Annotated in this window: 12 protein-coding genes; 9 read left to right on the top strand and 3 right to left on the bottom strand. The window is 71.2% G+C overall.

Features of this window, described 5'->3' with window-relative positions; all coding sequences use genetic code 11:
* The first annotated feature begins 5 nt into the window (after nt 1–5).
* From ACFYTQ_RS06875 to ACFYTQ_RS06865, 3 genes are read left to right on the top strand one after another with little or no spacing between them, the layout of a single operon-like run.
* Nucleotides 6–1433 (top strand): MFS transporter, encoded by a 1428-nt coding sequence (locus tag ACFYTQ_RS06875; RefSeq protein ID WP_387357970.1) that lies wholly within the window; start codon nt 6–8, stop codon nt 1431–1433.
* A 22-nt stretch (nt 1434–1455) separates the two neighbouring features.
* Complete coding sequence (locus ACFYTQ_RS06870) at nt 1456–3429, top strand: nitrate- and nitrite sensing domain-containing protein (RefSeq protein ID WP_387357693.1); 1974 nt, start codon at nt 1456–1458, stop codon at nt 3427–3429.
* A complete protein-coding gene (locus tag ACFYTQ_RS06865; RefSeq protein ID WP_387357692.1) occupies nt 3426–3785 on the top strand; it encodes a DUF742 domain-containing protein in 360 nt (119 codons plus the stop codon). Before ACFYTQ_RS06870 ends, ACFYTQ_RS06865 begins: the two co-directional genes overlap by 4 nt.
* Nucleotides 3786–3910: 125 nt before the next feature.
* Here the strand turns inward: ACFYTQ_RS06865 and ACFYTQ_RS06860 are convergent, their stop codons facing one another.
* Nucleotides 3911–5515: a sigma-54-dependent Fis family transcriptional regulator gene (locus ACFYTQ_RS06860; RefSeq protein WP_387357691.1), complete on the bottom strand. Its 1605-nt coding sequence runs from the start codon at nt 5513–5515 to the stop codon at nt 3911–3913.
* A 170-nt stretch (nt 5516–5685) separates the two neighbouring features.
* On the opposite strand from ACFYTQ_RS06860, the gene ACFYTQ_RS06855 reads away from it, so the two are divergent.
* The 6 genes from ACFYTQ_RS06855 (at nt 5686) to ACFYTQ_RS06830 (ending at nt 13809) form a co-directional block, all read left to right on the top strand.
* Nucleotides 5686–6771, top strand: a complete 1086-nt coding sequence (locus ACFYTQ_RS06855) for a PucR family transcriptional regulator (protein ID WP_387357690.1) — start codon at nt 5686–5688, stop codon at nt 6769–6771.
* Between the two features lie 119 nt (nt 6772–6890).
* Nucleotides 6891–7907 (top strand): ABC transporter permease, encoded by a 1017-nt coding sequence (locus tag ACFYTQ_RS06850; protein ID WP_387357689.1) that lies wholly within the window; start codon nt 6891–6893, stop codon nt 7905–7907.
* 58 nt (nt 7908–7965) lie between these two features.
* Nucleotides 7966–9036 (top strand): sugar ABC transporter substrate-binding protein, encoded by a 1071-nt coding sequence (locus tag ACFYTQ_RS06845; protein ID WP_387357688.1) that lies wholly within the window; start codon nt 7966–7968, stop codon nt 9034–9036.
* Nucleotides 9037–9065: 29 nt separating this feature from the next.
* Nucleotides 9066–11204, top strand: coding sequence for an ABC transporter permease (locus ACFYTQ_RS06840; protein ID WP_387357687.1), 2139 nt, complete (start codon nt 9066–9068; stop codon nt 11202–11204).
* Nucleotides 11201–12292, top strand: a complete 1092-nt coding sequence (locus ACFYTQ_RS06835; RefSeq protein WP_387357686.1) for a hypothetical protein — start codon at nt 11201–11203, stop codon at nt 12290–12292. The genes ACFYTQ_RS06840 and ACFYTQ_RS06835 overlap by 4 nt, the downstream gene beginning before the upstream one ends.
* 5 nt (nt 12293–12297) lie before the next feature.
* On the top strand, nt 12298–13809 hold the full coding sequence (locus tag ACFYTQ_RS06830; RefSeq protein ID WP_387357685.1) for a sugar ABC transporter ATP-binding protein: 1512 nt from the start codon (nt 12298–12300) through the stop codon (nt 13807–13809).
* Between the two features lie 69 nt (nt 13810–13878).
* Here ACFYTQ_RS06830 and ACFYTQ_RS06825 read toward each other — a convergent pair whose 3' ends face one another.
* Together ACFYTQ_RS06825 and ACFYTQ_RS06820 are read right to left on the bottom strand one after the other, a co-directional pair.
* The gene (locus tag ACFYTQ_RS06825) at nt 13879–14928 is read right to left on the bottom strand and encodes a zinc-binding dehydrogenase (RefSeq protein WP_387357684.1); all 1050 of its coding nucleotides are present in this window, start codon (nt 14926–14928) and stop codon (nt 13879–13881) included.
* A gap of 48 nt (nt 14929–14976) precedes the next feature.
* Nucleotides 14977–16443 carry an aldehyde dehydrogenase gene (locus tag ACFYTQ_RS06820; protein ID WP_387357683.1) on the bottom strand — a complete coding sequence of 489 codons (1467 nt, stop codon included), beginning with the start codon at nt 16441–16443 and terminating at the stop codon, nt 14977–14979.
* Nucleotides 16444–16509: the final 66 nt, after the last annotated feature.

Genomic DNA, 16509 nt, shown 5'->3' with positions numbered 1-16509 from the left:
CCCACATGCGTCGCATAGCGATCGCGGGCGGCATCGGCACCGTCATCGAGTACTACGACTTCTTCATCTTCGCCACCGCCGCGGCGCTGGTCTTCCCGCGGGTGTTCTTCCCCGCCCTGGGCGCGGCCGCGGGCACCGTGGCCTCGTTCGCGACCCTGGGCGTGGCGTTCGTCGCCCGTCCGGTCGGGTCGATCCTGTTCGGGCACTTCGGCGATCGGATCGGGCGCAAGCGCACGCTCGTCGCGACCCTGGTGATCATGGGGCTGGCCACCGCCGCGGTGGGGATCATGCCGACCGCGGACCGGATCGGGGTGCTCGCGCCGATCATCGTGGTGGTGTTGCGGTTCCTGCAAGGGCTGGCCGTCGGCGGCGAGTGGACCGGCGCGACGCTCATGGCCGCGGAGAACGCGCCGCGGGATCGGCGCGGATTCTGGTCGGTCTTCGGCTCGTTCGGCGGGTCGGTGGGGCTGGTGCTGGCCAGTTGCACCTTCCTGGTGACCGGCGCGACCATGAGCGGGCGCGCGTTCGAGGACTACGGGTGGCGAATCCCGTTCCTCACCAGCCTGATTCTGGTCGGCGTGGGTCTGCTGGTGCGGCTGCGGATCGACGAGACGCCGGTCTTCGCCGCGGAGGCCGCGCGGCACGGCACCGCGGCGGTGCCGCTGGCCGAGGCGATCCGGCGGCAGCCGCGCGAGGTGCTGTTCGCCTCGGGGCTGCTGGTGATGGTGTTCGCGTTCTACTACATCGCCGTCAGCTACTTCCTCACCTACGGCACCTCGCATCTGGGGCTGAGCCGCACCACCGTGCTCGCGATCAGCATCGTGCCCGGGGCGATGTTCGGCGTGGCCATGACCGTCAGCGCGTGGCTGTCCGATCGGATCGGGCGCAAGCGAATCCTGGTGTGGGCCAACGCCGTTGCCGTCGGGTGGGCGCTGGTGCTGTTCCCGCTGGTGGACGCGGGCGGGGTGGTCGCGTACGCGGTGTGCGCGACGGTGACCACGGCGATCGCGGGGGTGGGCTACGGTCCGGTCGGCGCGTTCCTGCCGGAGCTGTTCCGCACCCGGTACCGCTACACCGCCAGCGGGGCGACCTACAATATCGCGGGGATTCTGGGCGGCGCGGTTCCGCCGCTCGTCGCGTCCGCGCTCACCCGGGCCTACGGCGGCCTGGCCTTCGGGCTGTTCCTCGCCGCGCTGTGCGTGCTGTCGCTGGTGTGCGTGCTGGCGCTGCCCGAGACGCGCGCGGCCCGGCTCGAGGACGCCGATCCCGCGGCTACGGACCCCGATCCCGCGGCCGAGGTCGCCGATCCCTCGTCCGCGGTCACCAATCCCTCGGCCGCGGTCGCCAATCCCACGTCTACGGTCGCCGATCCCAAGTCTACGGTCGCCGATCCCACGTCCACGGATCCCGATCCCGCGGCCGCGGGCGCCTGAGCCGATACCGGAGTCTGGACCGATGTCGTTGCCGCGCATACGTTTCCGGCCGCCCGGCATCCGGGCGCGGGTGCTGGCCATCGCGCTCGTCCCGGGCGCCGCGCTGTTCCTCGTCTGTACCGTCACCGTGGCCGCGCTCACCGCGCACGCGGCCACGGTGCGGGACTGGTCGGGCTACCGGGCGACGGTGATCGAGCCGCTGCTCGGGTTCGTGGGCGCCGTGCAGGACGAGCGGACCGCGAGCATGCTGACCGTGGCCCGGGCGCCCGCCGCGACGGCCGATCTGCGGGCGCGGCGGGAGGCCCTGGACGCCGCGCTCGCGGAGACGGTCCGCATCTCCGCGAGCGCCCAGCACCTGGACGGGGCGGGGATCTCGCGGTTCAGCGTCGAATTCGGCGCGCTGATAAGCCGATTGCCCGCGGTGCGGCAGGCGGTGGACGGGCACACGACCAATCTGGCGGAGGTGGACGATTTCTACACCCGCCTCGTGGCGGCCATCGCCGACGGCGGCCAGGAGAGCACCGTGCACACCTCCCCCGACAACGCCCTCGTGGCCGCCGAGGTGACCGGGACCGCGCTGCTGCGGGCGAGCGACACCCACGCGCGGATGGTCGCGCACATCGCGGCGGGACTGGTCGACGGCCCGCTCGACCCCGCCGCGCGCCGCACGGTCACCCAGCTCGAGGGCGGCTATCGCCAGCAGCTCGACATGCTCGCACCCCATCTGCTGCCCGAGGTCGAGGCCGAGTACCGGGAGCTGACCCGCGCCCCGGAGTGGTCGCTGCTCGACGGCGCGCACGCCGCGCTGGCCGCGGACGGCACGCTGCCGCTGCCCGCCGACCGCTGGCTGGCGGCCGAGCGCACGGTGCGCGCGCACCTGGTCGAACTGTTGCGTCACCAGTATCGACTCTCCGTGGCCGCCTCCCGCGACATCGCCGATCACTCGTTCAACCGCACGCTCGCGGTGGGCACGGCCATCGTGCTCGCCACCCTCGTCGCCGTCGCGTTCGCGGTGCTGCTGGCGAACCGGCTGGTGCGCCGGTTGCGGGCGCTGCGGGCGGCGAGCCTGGCCATGGCGCGCGACGGGTTGCCCGCGATCCTCGCGCGCCTGCATCGCGGCGAGACCGTGGACGTGTCCGAGGCGAGCACGGCCGCCGATCGCGGCGCGGACGAGATCGGGGAATTGGCGGACGCTTTCGCGATCGCGCAACGCACCGCCATCGATGCCGCCGTGGGCGAGGCGCGCACGCGCGAGGGGTTCAACAAGGTCTTCCTCGATATCGCCTTCCGCAGTCAGGCCCTGGTCCGGCGGCAGCTCGACGTGCTGGACGTGGCCGAGGCCGAACAGCTCGATCCCGAACACCTCGAAATGCTGTTCCGGCTCGACCATCTGGCGACCCGCGCCCGGCGCAACGCCGAGAACCTCCTGATCCTCGGCGGCCGTCAGCCCGGCCGCCGCTGGCGCGAACCGGTGGGGCTGGAGGAGATCGTGCGCGGCGCGGCCGCCGAGACCGAGGGCTTCGCCCGCGTGCACACCGTGCGCCTGCCCGTCGCCGGTGTCGTCGGTCCCGCGGTCGCCGACCTGCTGCATCTGCTCGCCGAACTGATCGACAACGCGGCGACGTTCTCCCCACCGGAGTGTCCGATCACGGTGCACGGCACCATGGCCGGGCGCGGGCTGGTCGTGGAGATCGTGGATCAGGGGCTGGGCATCGTGGCCGAGGAACGCGGTCGGCTCAACGAGATGCTGCGCGAGCCACCGGAATTCCACGAGATGGCGCTGGCCGGGCGGCGGCAACTGGGCATGTTCGTGGTGAGCCGGCTCGCGGCCCGGCACGACATCTCGGTGCGCCTGACCGAATCGGTGTACGGCGGCATCACCGCGATCGCGCTGCTCCCGTGGGACATCATCGATCGCGACGCACCGCAGATCGCGTTGCCGCCGGACCGGATTCGCGCCGGACTCTCCCGCGGCGTCACCCCGCCACCGCGGTGAGCACCGCGGACGACGACCCCGGCCCGCTGGTCCGGCCCTACGCCGTGACCCGCGGCCGGGTCGCGCGCCGCGGCCTGCGCGAGCTGGACATCACGACCCTCGTGTCGGCGGTCGGCATCCCCGCCGATCTCGGCGCGCTCGATCCCGAATACCGCGAGATCCTCCGGCTGTGCGCCGAGCATCCGCTCTCGATCGCCGAATTGTCCGCGCACACAAGGCTTTTCGTGTCGGCGGTGAAGGTGCTCGTGGGCGATCTGGTCGACACCGGACGCCTGACCCTGCACGCCCCGGCCCCGGCCCCTGCGGCCGACCTCGACCTGCTGCGCGCGGTCCTCGCCGGTATCCGGCGCCTGTGAGGAAATCCGCGCGCGGTCCTCGCGGACATCCGCCGCCTGTGAAGGAAGCCGCGCGCGGTCCTCGCGGACATCCGCCGAATATAAGGAAAGCCTCGCGGGCAGCCGGCGGTGACGCGGGAGCCGGATCAGTCGATGTGCAGCGCGCGCAGCCGGTTGTAGAGCGTGGAGCGACTGACTCCCAGCGCCCGCGCGGCCTGAAGTCGATTCCCGCCCGCGGCGGCGAGGGCCGCGACGATGACCTCGCGCTCGGCCTGGCGCAGCGGGGAGCCGGGCGCGTGGCGGCCGCGGTGGGAGGCGGGGAGATCGGTGGGGATGATGTCGCCCGCCGAGCGCAGCTCGGCCACGGCCGTGATCACCCGCCGCAGCTCCGCCAGATTGCCCGGCCACGGTTGTTCGGCGAGGACGCGCAGCGTCTCGGCGGTCAGCCGGGTGCGGCCGCCCGGGCTCGCCTCGGCGAGCATGCGCTGGGCCAGCAGCGGGATCTCGTGGCGACGGCGGCGCAGCGGCAGCAGGTCCCGCCGGTCGGCGCAGAGCACCGCCAGCGCCGCGTGGTCGGCGTCGAGGTGATCGCCGGGGGTGGAGGTCAGCACGACATTGCGGCTCGTGGCGCGCAGGCACCGGGCCAGCAGGGTCGTCAGCTGGTCGGACAGCAGTTGGATGTTCTCCACCACCACGGCCGATCCGGCGCCGTCGAGCAGGCGCGCGGCATTGGCGGCCCAGGCCCGTTCGCCCATCCGCACGGTCTCGGTGGCGTCGAGGATCTCCGCGCCGGAACCCGCGGCCCGGCGGGCCTCCGTCGTTCGGCCGCAACCCAATTCGCCGACCACCAACAGCGGCCAGCCCACCGCGCGCGGGGCCCGGCGGCCGCCGCGCCCGGTGTCCTGCTCGGGAAGGATGTCGACCAGCACCCCGTCGTCGTCGACCGGCACGCACCGCAACCGGACGTCGCGCCCGCAGGCCAGCGTCAGCCGGTGGGTCACCGCGTCGGCGACGCGGCCGCTCGTCGCGCACAGGCGCACCGCCGCGTGGTCGGCCGGTTCGAGCAGGTCCAGCGCGGCGGGGGTGGCCAGGACCAGGCCGTGGCCGACCGCGACGACCGCGCGCTTGCGGTGCGTGGCCGCGGCCTGGAAGGCGGTCAGCAGCTGCCGCTGCGACCGCGACGCGTCCAGCTGAAGGCGTTCCTCGATATCGCGGACCACGCGCCGCGCGAAGGGCGGGAACAGCCGGTGGTCGTCCCCGGCCCGGCCGCTGATGTCGAGGACGCCCTCGAGCCGCCGGGTGACCGGATTGACGATCGGATGCCCGTAACAGGTGAAGCCCTGGAACGCCGCCATGAAATGCTCGGGCCCGGCCACGAGCAACCCCTGCCGGGTCTCGATCGGGGTGCCGACCGCGTTCGCGCCCACCTCGTCCTCGGCGAGCCGAATGCCCGGCACCACACCGAGATCGGCCACCCCGCGCAGCGTCGAGCGATCCGCGCAGCGGACATCCACCACCCGGCCGTGCTGGTCGGCGAGCAACAGGGTGACCGAGGTGCCCTCGAGTTCGGCGCAGGCCCGCTCGAGCACCGGCCGGGCCGCGCGCAGCAGGGCCGAGTCGACGGCGATCGCGTCCGGATCGAAGCGGGGAGTGACATTCTCGTCGAGGCCGTTGAGCCGCGACCGGGACCAGGCCGAGGCGATCTCCGGCCGGGCCGGGCCGAGGCCGGGATACGTCGATGTCGAGGGCACGCGACACCACCTTGTCTCGCGAAGGGAAAACCTGTGATCAGTATTATATTTTATGTATTAAATGGCGCAAGTCACATTGCGGGTGTCCAAATACTTGAACACCGTACCCCCGGCACCCCCCATAACCTCGCCAGAACGCGACAATCCGTCGACTCCGGGGAGGAGGAGCAGTGCCGCAACGACAACTGGACCGGCCGCATCGCGATCCGTCGCGGTGCGACGGTCACAGCCTCACGCACGCCGTGCAGGAATGCCTCGAACTGTCGATCTGCATCCTGGCAGGACAGGAACGACCCGAGCACCTGCGTCGACTCCGACAGGAGGCGACCCGCTGGGCGCGCGACGGCATTCCGATCGACACCATCCTGCGGCTGGTCCACGACGGCGTCCGCCTCGCCCTCGAGCTCGACGAGCCGGGCGGCCGCCGCCAGACCATCGACAGCGCCGCGGTGCTCGATCTGCTGGCCACGATCACCTCCACGGTGACCGGCGCCTACGAGCGGCAGCCGAAAGCCCATGCGGGAAAATATCGTTCGGCCCGCACGCTGGCGGCGGCGCTGATCGAGGGCCGCCCCACCTCGGCGCTGACCCGCAACGGCGGCATCGACATCGCCGACGAGTACTGGGTGCTGGCCGTGGCGCCCGCGGTGGATCCCGGCGTCCCGACCGCCGGACCCATCCGCCGCCTGCGCAGCGAACTCGCGCACCGGTTCCGCGGCACCGCGCTGGACGTGTTGTCCCTCGACGGCGGCACCGTGCTCGTGCCCACCACGCTCGCGGAGGATGCCGGACTCGACGACCTCGTCGCCGACCTCACGCGGATCGCGGGCGTGCCGATCACCGCCACCGTCGCCCGGGCCGAGATCTCCGCCATCCCCGCGGCCGCCGACCGCGCCCACGAACTGCTCGACCTCGCGTCGCGGCTCGGCATGACCGGACTGCACCGCTTCGACGACCTGGCGCTCGAATACCAGCTCACCCGGCCCGGCCCCGGACTCGATCAGCTGAGCGCGCTGCTGGATCCGCTCGACGACCACCCCGACCTGCTGAGCACGCTGTGGGTCTTCGTCGTCAACGACCAGAGCCGCAAACGCACCGCCAGCCGCCTGCACCTGCACCCCAATTCGGTCGACTACCGGCTCAAACGCATCGCGCAGCTCACCGGCCTGGACGCCTCGCGCGCCTCGGGACTGTGGTATCTGCGCTCGGCGCTGATCGCCCGCAGTTACCGACGATCGATCAGCCGAACGTCGTAGCCGAATCCGACTCGCGCCGGATGTCGCGCGGCTGTGCTCTCCGACACAGTTGTCAGCCACATCACATGACGACGAGGAGCGGCGATGCAGCCATACGACAACGACGAGCGTGGTCGGCGATGACCGCGGCCACGCTGGACACGCGCCCGCAGCTCGCGCCCCGGGCCCGGCTGGCGCGGATCGAACAGGGTTATCTGGTGCTCGGCGGCACCGTGCTGATCGGCCTGGTGGGCGGACTCACGACGCCGAACTTCCTGTCGCTGAACAACTTCGCCAGCATCGCCGCGCTCTCGGCGGCCTTCGGCATCCTCGCCGTGGGTGAGGCGGTGGTCATCCTCGGCAAGGGGATCGACCTGTCGGTGGCGGGGATCGGGCTCGGCTCGGCGCAGGCGACCCTGGCGTTCATGAACCGCGGGATGCCCGAGGGCCGGGCGATCCTGCTCATGGCCGGGCTCGCCCTGCTGGTCGGGGTGCTCAACGGCGTGCTGATCGCCTACCTCGAGGTGCCCGCGCTGTTCGCGACGCTGGCCACCGGGATGCTCGCCATCGGCGGCGTCGACATCCTGTTCCTGAGCCGCAACGTCTACAACGTGCCCGCCGGATCGTGGATCGCCGCGCTGAATCACGGTTCGCTGCTGGGGATTCCGCGCCCGGTGCTGGTGGCCGCCGCGGTGTTCGCGCTGGCGTGGCTGTTCATCTCCTACACCGCGCCCGGCCGGTTGATCCGGGCGATGGGCGACAACTTCGACACCGCCCGCGCCACCGGCGCGCCGGTGCGCCCGTTGCAGGTGCTGACCTATGTGATCGCCGCGGCGCTGGCGGTGCTGGCCGGGTACGTGGCGGTCTCGATCCAGGGCAGCGTGCAGACGACCGTCACCTCCTTCGATCCGATCCTGTTCACCGCCTTGACCGTCGCCGTGATCGGCGGGGTGTCGCTGTCGGGCGGGCGGGGCACGATCCTCGGCGTGCTCGCGGGCTCGCTGTTCGTCGGCGTGCTGAACAACCTGCTGGTGCTGCACGGCCTCACCACCGCGGTCCAGGACCTCATCCGCGGCGCGGTGCTCATCGGCGCCATCGCCTTCGACGCCTGGCTGCATCCCCGCAATGTCGAGACCGAGAAGTCCGGCGAACTGTAATGCCCTCTCCCACAACCACTTCCAAGCACGACACCGCCCACGACAGGAGGGTTCGACGATGAACCGAAAGAAGACACTCGCCCTGGTGACCACCGCGCTCACGGCGTTCGCGATCGCCGGATGTTCGGTGGACAGCCGCTCCGGCTCGTCCGGGGCCGCCTCGGGCGACGCCGCCTTCGGCGCGAACGTGGACATGAACGACGCCGTGCGCAAGGCCCACGACGTGATGAAGGGCAAGCGGGTCGCCTTCGTCCCGATCCTCTACAAAGGCTATGCGCTGACCGAGAACTGGGGCTCGACGATGCAGCGCTCGTTCGGCAACCTCGGCGCCGACTTCCAGGTCTACGACTCCAACTTCTCCAGCGACCGGATGATCAGCACGATCAACGACCTGATCGCCCGCAAGGCCGCCGACGTGCTCGTGCTCCAGAACCAGGACCTGGGCCTGCTCGACAGCGTGATCGAACAGGCCGAGCGCGCCGGGATCTACACCGTGGTGCTCAACATGATGTCGACCCGGCTCGGCGACGCGTTCATCGGCGTCGACGTCGCGCACGCCGCCCGCACCATCGCCCAGCGCGCCGCCGACGACTGCGGCCGCCGCAACGCGCCCAAACAGGTCGCGGTGATCGACGGACCCGGCAACGACCCGGCCTCGATCCAGTGGAACCAGGGCATCCGCGATGTGCTCGAACCGCTGGGATACACGCTGTCCGTTGCCCATTCGCAGTTCCAGAACGCCATCGCCCAGCAGGCGGCCGAGTCGATGCTGCAACAGTCGCAGGGCAAGCTGTGCGGGTTCCTGGTGACCTACGACGTCAACGCGGTGACCGTCGGCCGGACCGTCGCCGACGCCGTCGGCCGCGGCCAGGTGGCGCCGGATTCGGTGGGCACCTACACCTTCGACGCCGACCGGAGCTGGTGCGACGCGCTGAAGCAGGGCCTGGTCACCGCCTCGGTCGCCTACGACGTGCAGGGCATCGGCGAGGCGGCGGCGGTGGCCACCCAGCAGCTGATCCAGTCCGGCGCCAAGCCCGGCAGCGGGCACACCGTGTCCTTCGTCGCCGACGCGATGGTCGACAAGACCAACGTCGACGACATCTCCATCGCCTGCTACACGGGCCGGTGACCATGGGCATCGCACTACGGTCCCGGGGCGTGAACGCCATCGGGCTCACCGGCGGGCGGTGGCGCGACCGCGTCGCGCCCTACCGGACCCTGTCGGAACTGTTCGAGAAGCGCTGGATGGAGGGCGCGGTCCCGCTGGGGCTGGCGTTGATCCTGTGTGTCGTCGTGCTGTCCACCACCCCGGTCGGCGCGGACAACACCCCGCTCGTGCTGGATCAGGCGGCCGAATACGGGCTGCTCGCCATCGGTTTGACGGTGGTGCTGGTCGGCGGCGGCATCGACCTGTCGGTCGGATCCGTCGTCGGGGTCGCCGCGCTCGGTGCGATGGTCGCCAACCGGGTGTGGCACTGGCCGATGGCCCTGGTGGTGCCCGCGGCGGTGCTGACCGGGGCCCTGCTCGGCGCGATCAACGGCGTACTCGTCGCCCGGCTGCGGATGCGGCCGTTCATCACCACGCTGGTGACGCTGATCGCGTTCGGCGGCGCGGCGACCGCGTTGCAGAGCGCCTACAGCACCAAGATCGGCGTGGCCCGGCCCGACATCGTCTGGGATTTCCTGAGTTTCGGCAAGGTCGCCGGGATTCCCACGGAGTGGTTCCTGTTCGTGGTGGTGCTGATCGTCGCGCACCTGGCCCTGACCCGGTCGCGCTGGGGCTGGTGGGTGACCGCGGTCGGATCGGATCGACGGTCCGCGCGCCGCAACGGGATTCCCGTCGTCGCGGTCACGTTCTGGACCTATGTGCTGTCGGGGGCGCTGGCCGGGCTCGCGGGCCTGCTCACCGCCGCCCGGCTCGGCCGCACCGATCCGAACGTCGGAAAGGGTTGGGAGATCGTCGCTCTGACGGCGGTCGTGCTCGGCGGGGTGAGCCTGAAGGGCGGCCGCGGGTCGGTCCTGCGGGCGACCGTCGGCGTGCTCGTGGTGGCGATCATCCAGCAGGCCACCATCGCCGAGGGCGCGCAGGGGTCCTGGTACACGGTGATCCTGGCGGCGGTGCTGCTGCTGTTCACGGTCCTCGACCTGAAATGGGGCAAGTACCGGCAGCGCACGGTGGAGAAGCTGCGGATCGATCCGGCGCGCCTGGTGCTGCCGCCGCTCCCGGACATCACCGAGCCGGGCAGCGTGTGGAATCTCAACAGCCGCCTCACCGACGCGCCGCCGATCGGGCTGGGCCAGATCCGCGGGGCGGAGGACTGCGCGGTCGACGGCGACGGCAACGTCTTCTGCGGTGACCAGCGCGGCTGGGTGTGGAAGTTCACCCCCGGCCGCACCGAGGGCGAGATCTTCTCGCGCACCGGCGGTTTCCCGTGCGGCCACGCCTTCGACCGGGAGGGGCGGCTGGTGGTCGCGGTGGGCGGTATGGGCATCTACCGGATCGAACCGGACGGCCGACCGGAGCTGGTGGCCAACAAGGTCGCGCGCAGCCCGTTCTCCCTGCTCGACGATTCCGGGTTGCGGGCCGTGGACGATCTCGACGTCGCCCCCGACGGCTCGATCTACGCCTCGGACTTCTCCACCCGCAACAATACCGCCGACTTCCTCGTCGAACTGGTGGAATTCCGCCCGAACGGCCGGGTGGTGCGCGTGGATCCCGACGGCAGCACCGAGGTGGTGGTCTCCAATCACGTGTTCCCCAACGGGATCTGCACCGCCCACGACGGGCAGTCGATCCTGATCGTCAGCACCGGCCTGTGCCGGGTGGACCGGCTGTGGATCGCGGGACCGAAACAGGGGCAGCTGGAACCGGTGCTGGAGAATCTGCCCGGCTACCCGGACAACCTCAACCGGTCCTCCGACGGAAACTACTGGCTGCCGCTGTGCGCGATGCGGACCTCGATGTCGGATCTGCTGCGCGAACACCCGGCCGTGCGGCGGCGGATGACTCGCGAAGTGTCGCTGGACAATTGGGTCGTTCCGCAGCTGAACATGTCGTGCGTGCTCAAGTTCGACGATCGGGGCCGGATCCTGTCGGTGCTGTGGGACGAGACGATGGAGAACTATCCGATGGTCACCTCGGTCAAGGAACAGGCCGGGCACCTGTATCTGTGCGGCGTCAGCAACAACCGCATCGGCCGACTCCCCCTCGACCCGAGCGAGATCGGCACGATCGACCCGAATCGCGTTCCGGGACTGCGGGATACGGTCCACACACCGGCGGGGGCGGTCCGATGAACCGCGCGCTCGCCACGCTGGCCGAGTGGATCAATCCGGCCTGGGGACGGCACCGCACCGTCCCGCCGATGGACGCCGGGCTGCGGCCGAATCTCCGCCTGGACGAGGCGGCGGAGTTACTGCCGACCGGCGCCCACGAACCCGACGACGTGGTCGTCACCGACTCCGGCACGGTGTTGTTCGGCAGCGGGAACGCGGTGTGGTCCTGGCGCGACGGCGCGGTGCGCGCCGTGGCCGAATTGCCCGGTCCCGCAGGGGCGCTCGCGCTCCGGGACGGCACGGTGCTCGTCGCCGTCGACGGCGCCGGACTGCTCGCGGTGAACGACGCGGGCCGGGTCACCGAGGTGTGCGCCGACGCGGCCGTCGCCTCCTGCGTCACCGACCTCGCCGTCCTCGCCGACGGGTCCGTGCTCGCCACGGTGGGCTCGCGCGAGCACGGCGTCCCGGAGTGGTCGCGGGCCCTGGTGCTCGGCGACCGGTCGGGGGCGATCGTCCGCGTCGAGGGGACGCGGGCGCGGGTCGAGGCCGAGGGCCTGGGGTGGCCGTCGGGCATCGAAACCGCCTCGGCCACCGAGGTTCTGGTGTCGCTGAGTTTCGATCACCGCATCGAGACCCGGGCGCTCGCCGCCCTCGCCCGCCCGGGCCGCGCGATCGCGCGCAACCTGCCCGTCTATCCGGGCCGCCTCGCGGCCGCCGGGGACGGCTGGTGGGTCGCGGCGCCCTATATCCGCAACCGCGTCACCGAGATGCTGCTCGACGAGCCCGCGGTGATCGCGGAGATGGTGGCGCGCGTCGACCCCGAGGACTGGTTCGTCCCCCGGCTGCGCTGCACCAACCCCTACACCGACACCATGCAGATGGGGCAGCTGCGCGTGCTCGGCGAGGTCAAACCGTGGGCCCCGGCCCGCTCGTGCGGGCTGGTGCTGCGCCTCGACGGGGCCGGGCGCGTCGCGGAGAGCGCGCACGCCCGGGTCGACAGCCCCCGGCACGGCGTGACCGGCGTGGCCGCGGCCGACGGCCGAATCCTGGCCGCCGCCAAGGGATTCGGCAATCTCCTGCAACTGCCCGCCGAGGAAGGAACGAGGTGATACGGATGCCCACTACGGACCACGACACCGCCGAACCGGTGATCCGGCTGTCGAAGGTGAGCAAACGCTACGGCGGCACCTACGCGCTGCGCGGCGTCGACTTCGACGTGCGCCCCGGGGAGATCCACGCGCTGCTCGGCGAGAACGGCGCCGGGAAGTCGACGATGGTGAAGATCATCTCCGGTGCCGTCGCCCACGACGGCGGCACCCTCGAACTCGACGGCCGCGCACGCACTTTCACGGCCCCCAAGGATTCGGTGGCGGCCGGAATCTCGATGGTGTACCAGGAGGGTTCGCTCGTCGAGACCATGACGGTGGCGCAGAACCTGTTCCTGGGCGAGGAGAAGGTGTTCAACAATCTCGGCCACCTGAACATCGTGGCGCGAGAGCTGTTGGAATCACACAACTTCCACATCCGCCCGGACGTCCCGGCCGGTGCGCTGGGCGTCGGCCAGAAGCAGATGGTCGAGATCGCGCGGGCGGTGCACCGCAACGCGAAGCTGGTCATCCTCGACGAACCGACCTCCTCGGTCACCCCCGAGGAGCGGCTCCAGCTGTTCCTGTCCATGCAGTCGCTCAAGCGCCGGGGCATCGGCGTCATCTTCATCACCCACATGCTCGACGAGGCGTTCGAGCAGGCCGACCGCATCACCGTGCTGCGCGACGGGGAGGTGCAGGGCACGGTGTCGCGGCCGGAGTTCGCCCGCGACGAGGTGGTGCGCATGATGGTGGGGCGCAATGTGGAGATGGGCCGGGTGCTGCCCGGACGCGAACCCGATCCCACGCCCGTGCTCGAGGTCGAGGACGTCACCCTGCTCCCGGTCGTGCGCAATATGTCGTTCTCCGCCTACGCCGGGGAGATCGTCGGCATCTACGGCCTGGTCGGCGCGGGGCGCAGCGAGGTGGCGATGATCATCAGCGGCATCCTCAAGCGACGCCGATTGCGCGGCGGCACAATCCGTTTGAACGGCCGCCGGGTCCGCTTCGGCACCCCGCGCCAGGCGCGCCGGGCGGGCATCGTCTACATCACCGAGGACCGCAAGGCGTCGGGCTTCTTCAGCCATCTGACGATCGCCGACAACATCTATCTCGGGCATCTGTGCGGGGCGCGGCGGCTGCCGTTCCTGGTGCGCCCGAGCGCCCGCAAGTCCGTCGCGGGACGCTTCGTCGAACGCTTCCAGGTCCGCACCCTGGAGCCGAACCGGGCCACGCTGGAGGAGCTCAGCGGCGGCAATCAGCAGAAGGTCGTGCTCGCCAAGGGACTGACCCGGAAACCGTTGGTCGCCATCATCGACGAACCCACCCGCGGCGTGGATCTGGGCACCATCCCCGAGATCCACGCCATGATCCGGGGGCTGGCCGACGACGGCGTCGCGGTGGTCGTCATCTCGTCCTACCTGCCGGAGATCCGGGCGCTGTCCGATCGCGTGCTGGTCGCCAAGAACGGGACCATCGCCGCCGAATTCGCCCCCGAGGAGGCCGACGAGACCCGGCTGATGTTCGCCGCCGTGCACTAGCGACACCCACACCGAAAACGCTCGCCCCGGCCGTGGCCGGGGCGAGCGTTTGTCGTCGAACCGTCGCGCTCAGAACTCGATGACCGCCTTGCCGCCGGTCTGCTTGTCGAATTCGCGGTAGGCCGCCTCGGCGTCGTCGAGGGACCAGCGATCGGTGAAGATCTTGTCCACATCGACCCCGTGGCTGGCGATGAAGCGGGCGCAATCCCCCTGTCCGACAAGGGAGAACGTGTAGGAGCCGACGATCGTGAGCTGCTTGCGGATGACGTCGGGGCTGACGTTCAGCGTCACCTCCCCGCCCTCGCCGACGAAGCCCACCCGACCCCACGGGGCGGTGGCCTGCACGGCGGCGGAGCGGGCGGCGGCCGCCCCCGAACAGTCCAGCGCGCAGCTCACGCCCTTGCCCCCGGTCAGTTCCCGGATCGCCGCCACCGGATCGGTGGCGCTGGAGTCGACGCCGTGCGCGGCGCCGAATTCCTTTGCGCGGGAGACCCTTTCGCTCGCGACATCGACCGCGATCACCTCCGCGCCCATCGCCGCGGCCAGCTGCACCGCGGACTGCCCGACCGGGCCCTGCCCGAACACGGCGAGGGTGTCGCGGGCGGTGAGACCCAGGCGCACCAGGCCGCCGAAGGCCGTGCCGGTGCCGCAGGCGATCGCGGCCCCGGCGGCGAAGCTGAGCTCGTCGGGCAGCGGAACCAGTGTGCGCGCGGGCACTTTCAGGTAGTCGGCGTGGCCGCCGTGGGCGGTGGCGCCGAAGATCCGCGCGCCGCGCTCGCACATCTGGGTCCAGCCCTCGCGGCAGCGGTCGCAGAAGCCGCATCCGTCGTAGTGGTGCACCATGACCCGATCGCCGACCCGTACCGCGCGCGGATCCACCGCCGACCCGAGGGCGACCACCACGCCGCACGGCTCGTGCCCGGCGATGACGCCCGCGTCGTCGCCGCGCAAACCGAACGCCGCCAACGCCTCTCCGGCGGGCGCGCGGTAGAACCGCAGATCGCTGCCGCACATTCCGGACGCCTTGATCTGCACGATCACGTCCGCGGGCCCCGGTTCGGGGTCGTCGAACGAGACGATCTCGAGGTTGCGGTCACCGTTGAACACAACGCCGCGCATCGGCACTCCTCCACCTCCGGCCAGCGCCGGGTCGATCCACTGTGGGTGTCAGGACAGCGATTCCGCCAGCGCGGGCGACAGTCCGTAGGATTTCAGCTCGACGTAGCCGTCGAAGCCCTCCAGCCCGGCCTCCCGGCCGATGCCGCTGTTCTTGAATCCGCCGATGGGCGAATGGAATCCGACCACGTTGCCGTTCAATTCGACCGTCCCCGTGCGGATTCGGCGGGCCACGGCGAGGGCGTGCTCGTCGTCGGCGGCGAAGACCGAGCCGTTGAGACCGAACGTCGAGTTGTTGGCGATCGCCACGGCCTCGTCCTCGTCGGCGAAGCTCAGCACCGACAGCACCGGGCCGAAGATCTCCTCCTGCGCGATGCGCATATCGGGCGCGACGCCGGTGAACACGGTCGGCTCCACGAACCAGCCGCGGTCCAGTCCGGCGGGCCGCCCGCCGCCGACGGCGACCTTCGCCCCCTCGGTGCGGCCGATCTCGAGGTAGCTCTCGATCATCGCGCGCTGGCGGGCGGTGACCACCGGACCGATCTCGGTCGCCGGATCGGCCGGATCGCCGACCGGCATCGACTCGACCATCGCCACGAGCCGCTCGACCAGTTCGGCCTCGCGGGAGCGGGCCACCACGATGCGGGTCTTGTTGCTGCACGCCTGGCCGTTGTTGCGCATCGACAGCTTGCGGATCTGGCCGAGCGCGATGTCCAGATCGGCGTCGTCGAGGATGACCGCCGCGGATTTGCCGCCCAGTTCGAGGGTGACCCGGCGCAGATCGCGCCCGCACAGCTCCGCGACGCGGCGGCCCGCGGCCGTCGAGCCGGTGAACGACACCTTGTCCACGCCCGGATGGGTGACCAGGTGCTCGCTGACGCCGCGATCGGCGGGCAGGATGTTGACCACGCCGTCCGGCAGGCCCGCGGCCTGGAGGATCTCGCCGAGCAGGTAGCCGTTCAGCGGCGCCTCGGGGGCGGTCTTCAGCACCACCGTGCAGCCGGCCAGCAGCGCCGGACCCAGCTTCAGCGCGGCGATCTGCAACGGCATGTTCCACGGGATCACCGCGGCGACGACGCCGATCGGCTCCCGCGTCACCAGGCCGGTGCCGGTGGCCGAGCGGCGGATGCTGCTCCACTCGTAGCTCGGGGCGAGTTCGAGGAACGCGTCCAGCAGCAGTTTCGCGCCCAGCGACTGGGTGCTGCGCGACAACGTGATCGGGCTGCCCATCTCGGTGGTGATCAGCTGCGCGATCTCCTCCTGCCGCTCCCCCAGCCCCGCGCTGACCCGGGTCAGCACCTCGATCCGATCGGCCAGCGACAGCCGCGGCCACGGACCGTGATCGAACGCGTGCCGGGCGGCGGCCACGGCCCGATCGACGTCGCTGGCCGCGGAGTTGGGCACGTGGGCCACCGTCTGCTCGGTGTAGGGCGAGATCACCGCGATCTTCTCGGTGGCGGTGGGGTCGGCCCACCGCCCGCCGATGAACAGCTTCGAATAGTTGCCCTGAGGGACCATGTTCTTCTCTCCTCGCACCGGTCCTGTCGTGCGCCGCCTCCTGGAACGGAGGCGGCCCGGTGGTCC

It is taken from the genome of Nocardia sp. NPDC004068, from assembly GCF_042874315.1.
Taxonomy (GTDB): Bacteria; Actinomycetota; Actinomycetes; order Mycobacteriales; family Mycobacteriaceae; genus Nocardia.
The sequence above is the reverse complement of the archived record's forward strand: the minus strand, read 5'-3'. Positions and strand labels throughout refer to the sequence as shown.

Coding starts and splice junctions, on each gene's coding strand:
- ACFYTQ_RS06845 (WP_387357688.1), top strand. CDS start 7,966: ATGAACCGAAAGAAGACACTCGCCCTGGTGACCACCGCGCTCACGGCG.
- ACFYTQ_RS06835 (WP_387357686.1), top strand. CDS start 11,201: ATGAACCGCGCGCTCGCCACGCTGGCCGAGTGGATCAATCCGGCCTGG.
- ACFYTQ_RS06820 (WP_387357683.1), bottom strand. CDS start 16,443: ATGGTCCCTCAGGGCAACTATTCGAAGCTGTTCATCGGCGGGCGGTGG.
- ACFYTQ_RS06850 (WP_387357689.1), top strand. CDS start 6,891: ATGACCGCGGCCACGCTGGACACGCGCCCGCAGCTCGCGCCCCGGGCC.
- ACFYTQ_RS06825 (WP_387357684.1), bottom strand. CDS start 14,928: ATGCGCGGCGTTGTGTTCAACGGTGACCGCAACCTCGAGATCGTCTCG.
- ACFYTQ_RS06870 (WP_387357693.1), top strand. CDS start 1,456: ATGTCGTTGCCGCGCATACGTTTCCGGCCGCCCGGCATCCGGGCGCGG.
- ACFYTQ_RS06875 (WP_387357970.1), top strand. CDS start 6: ATGCGTCGCATAGCGATCGCGGGCGGCATCGGCACCGTCATCGAGTAC.
- ACFYTQ_RS06830 (WP_387357685.1), top strand. CDS start 12,298: ATGCCCACTACGGACCACGACACCGCCGAACCGGTGATCCGGCTGTCG.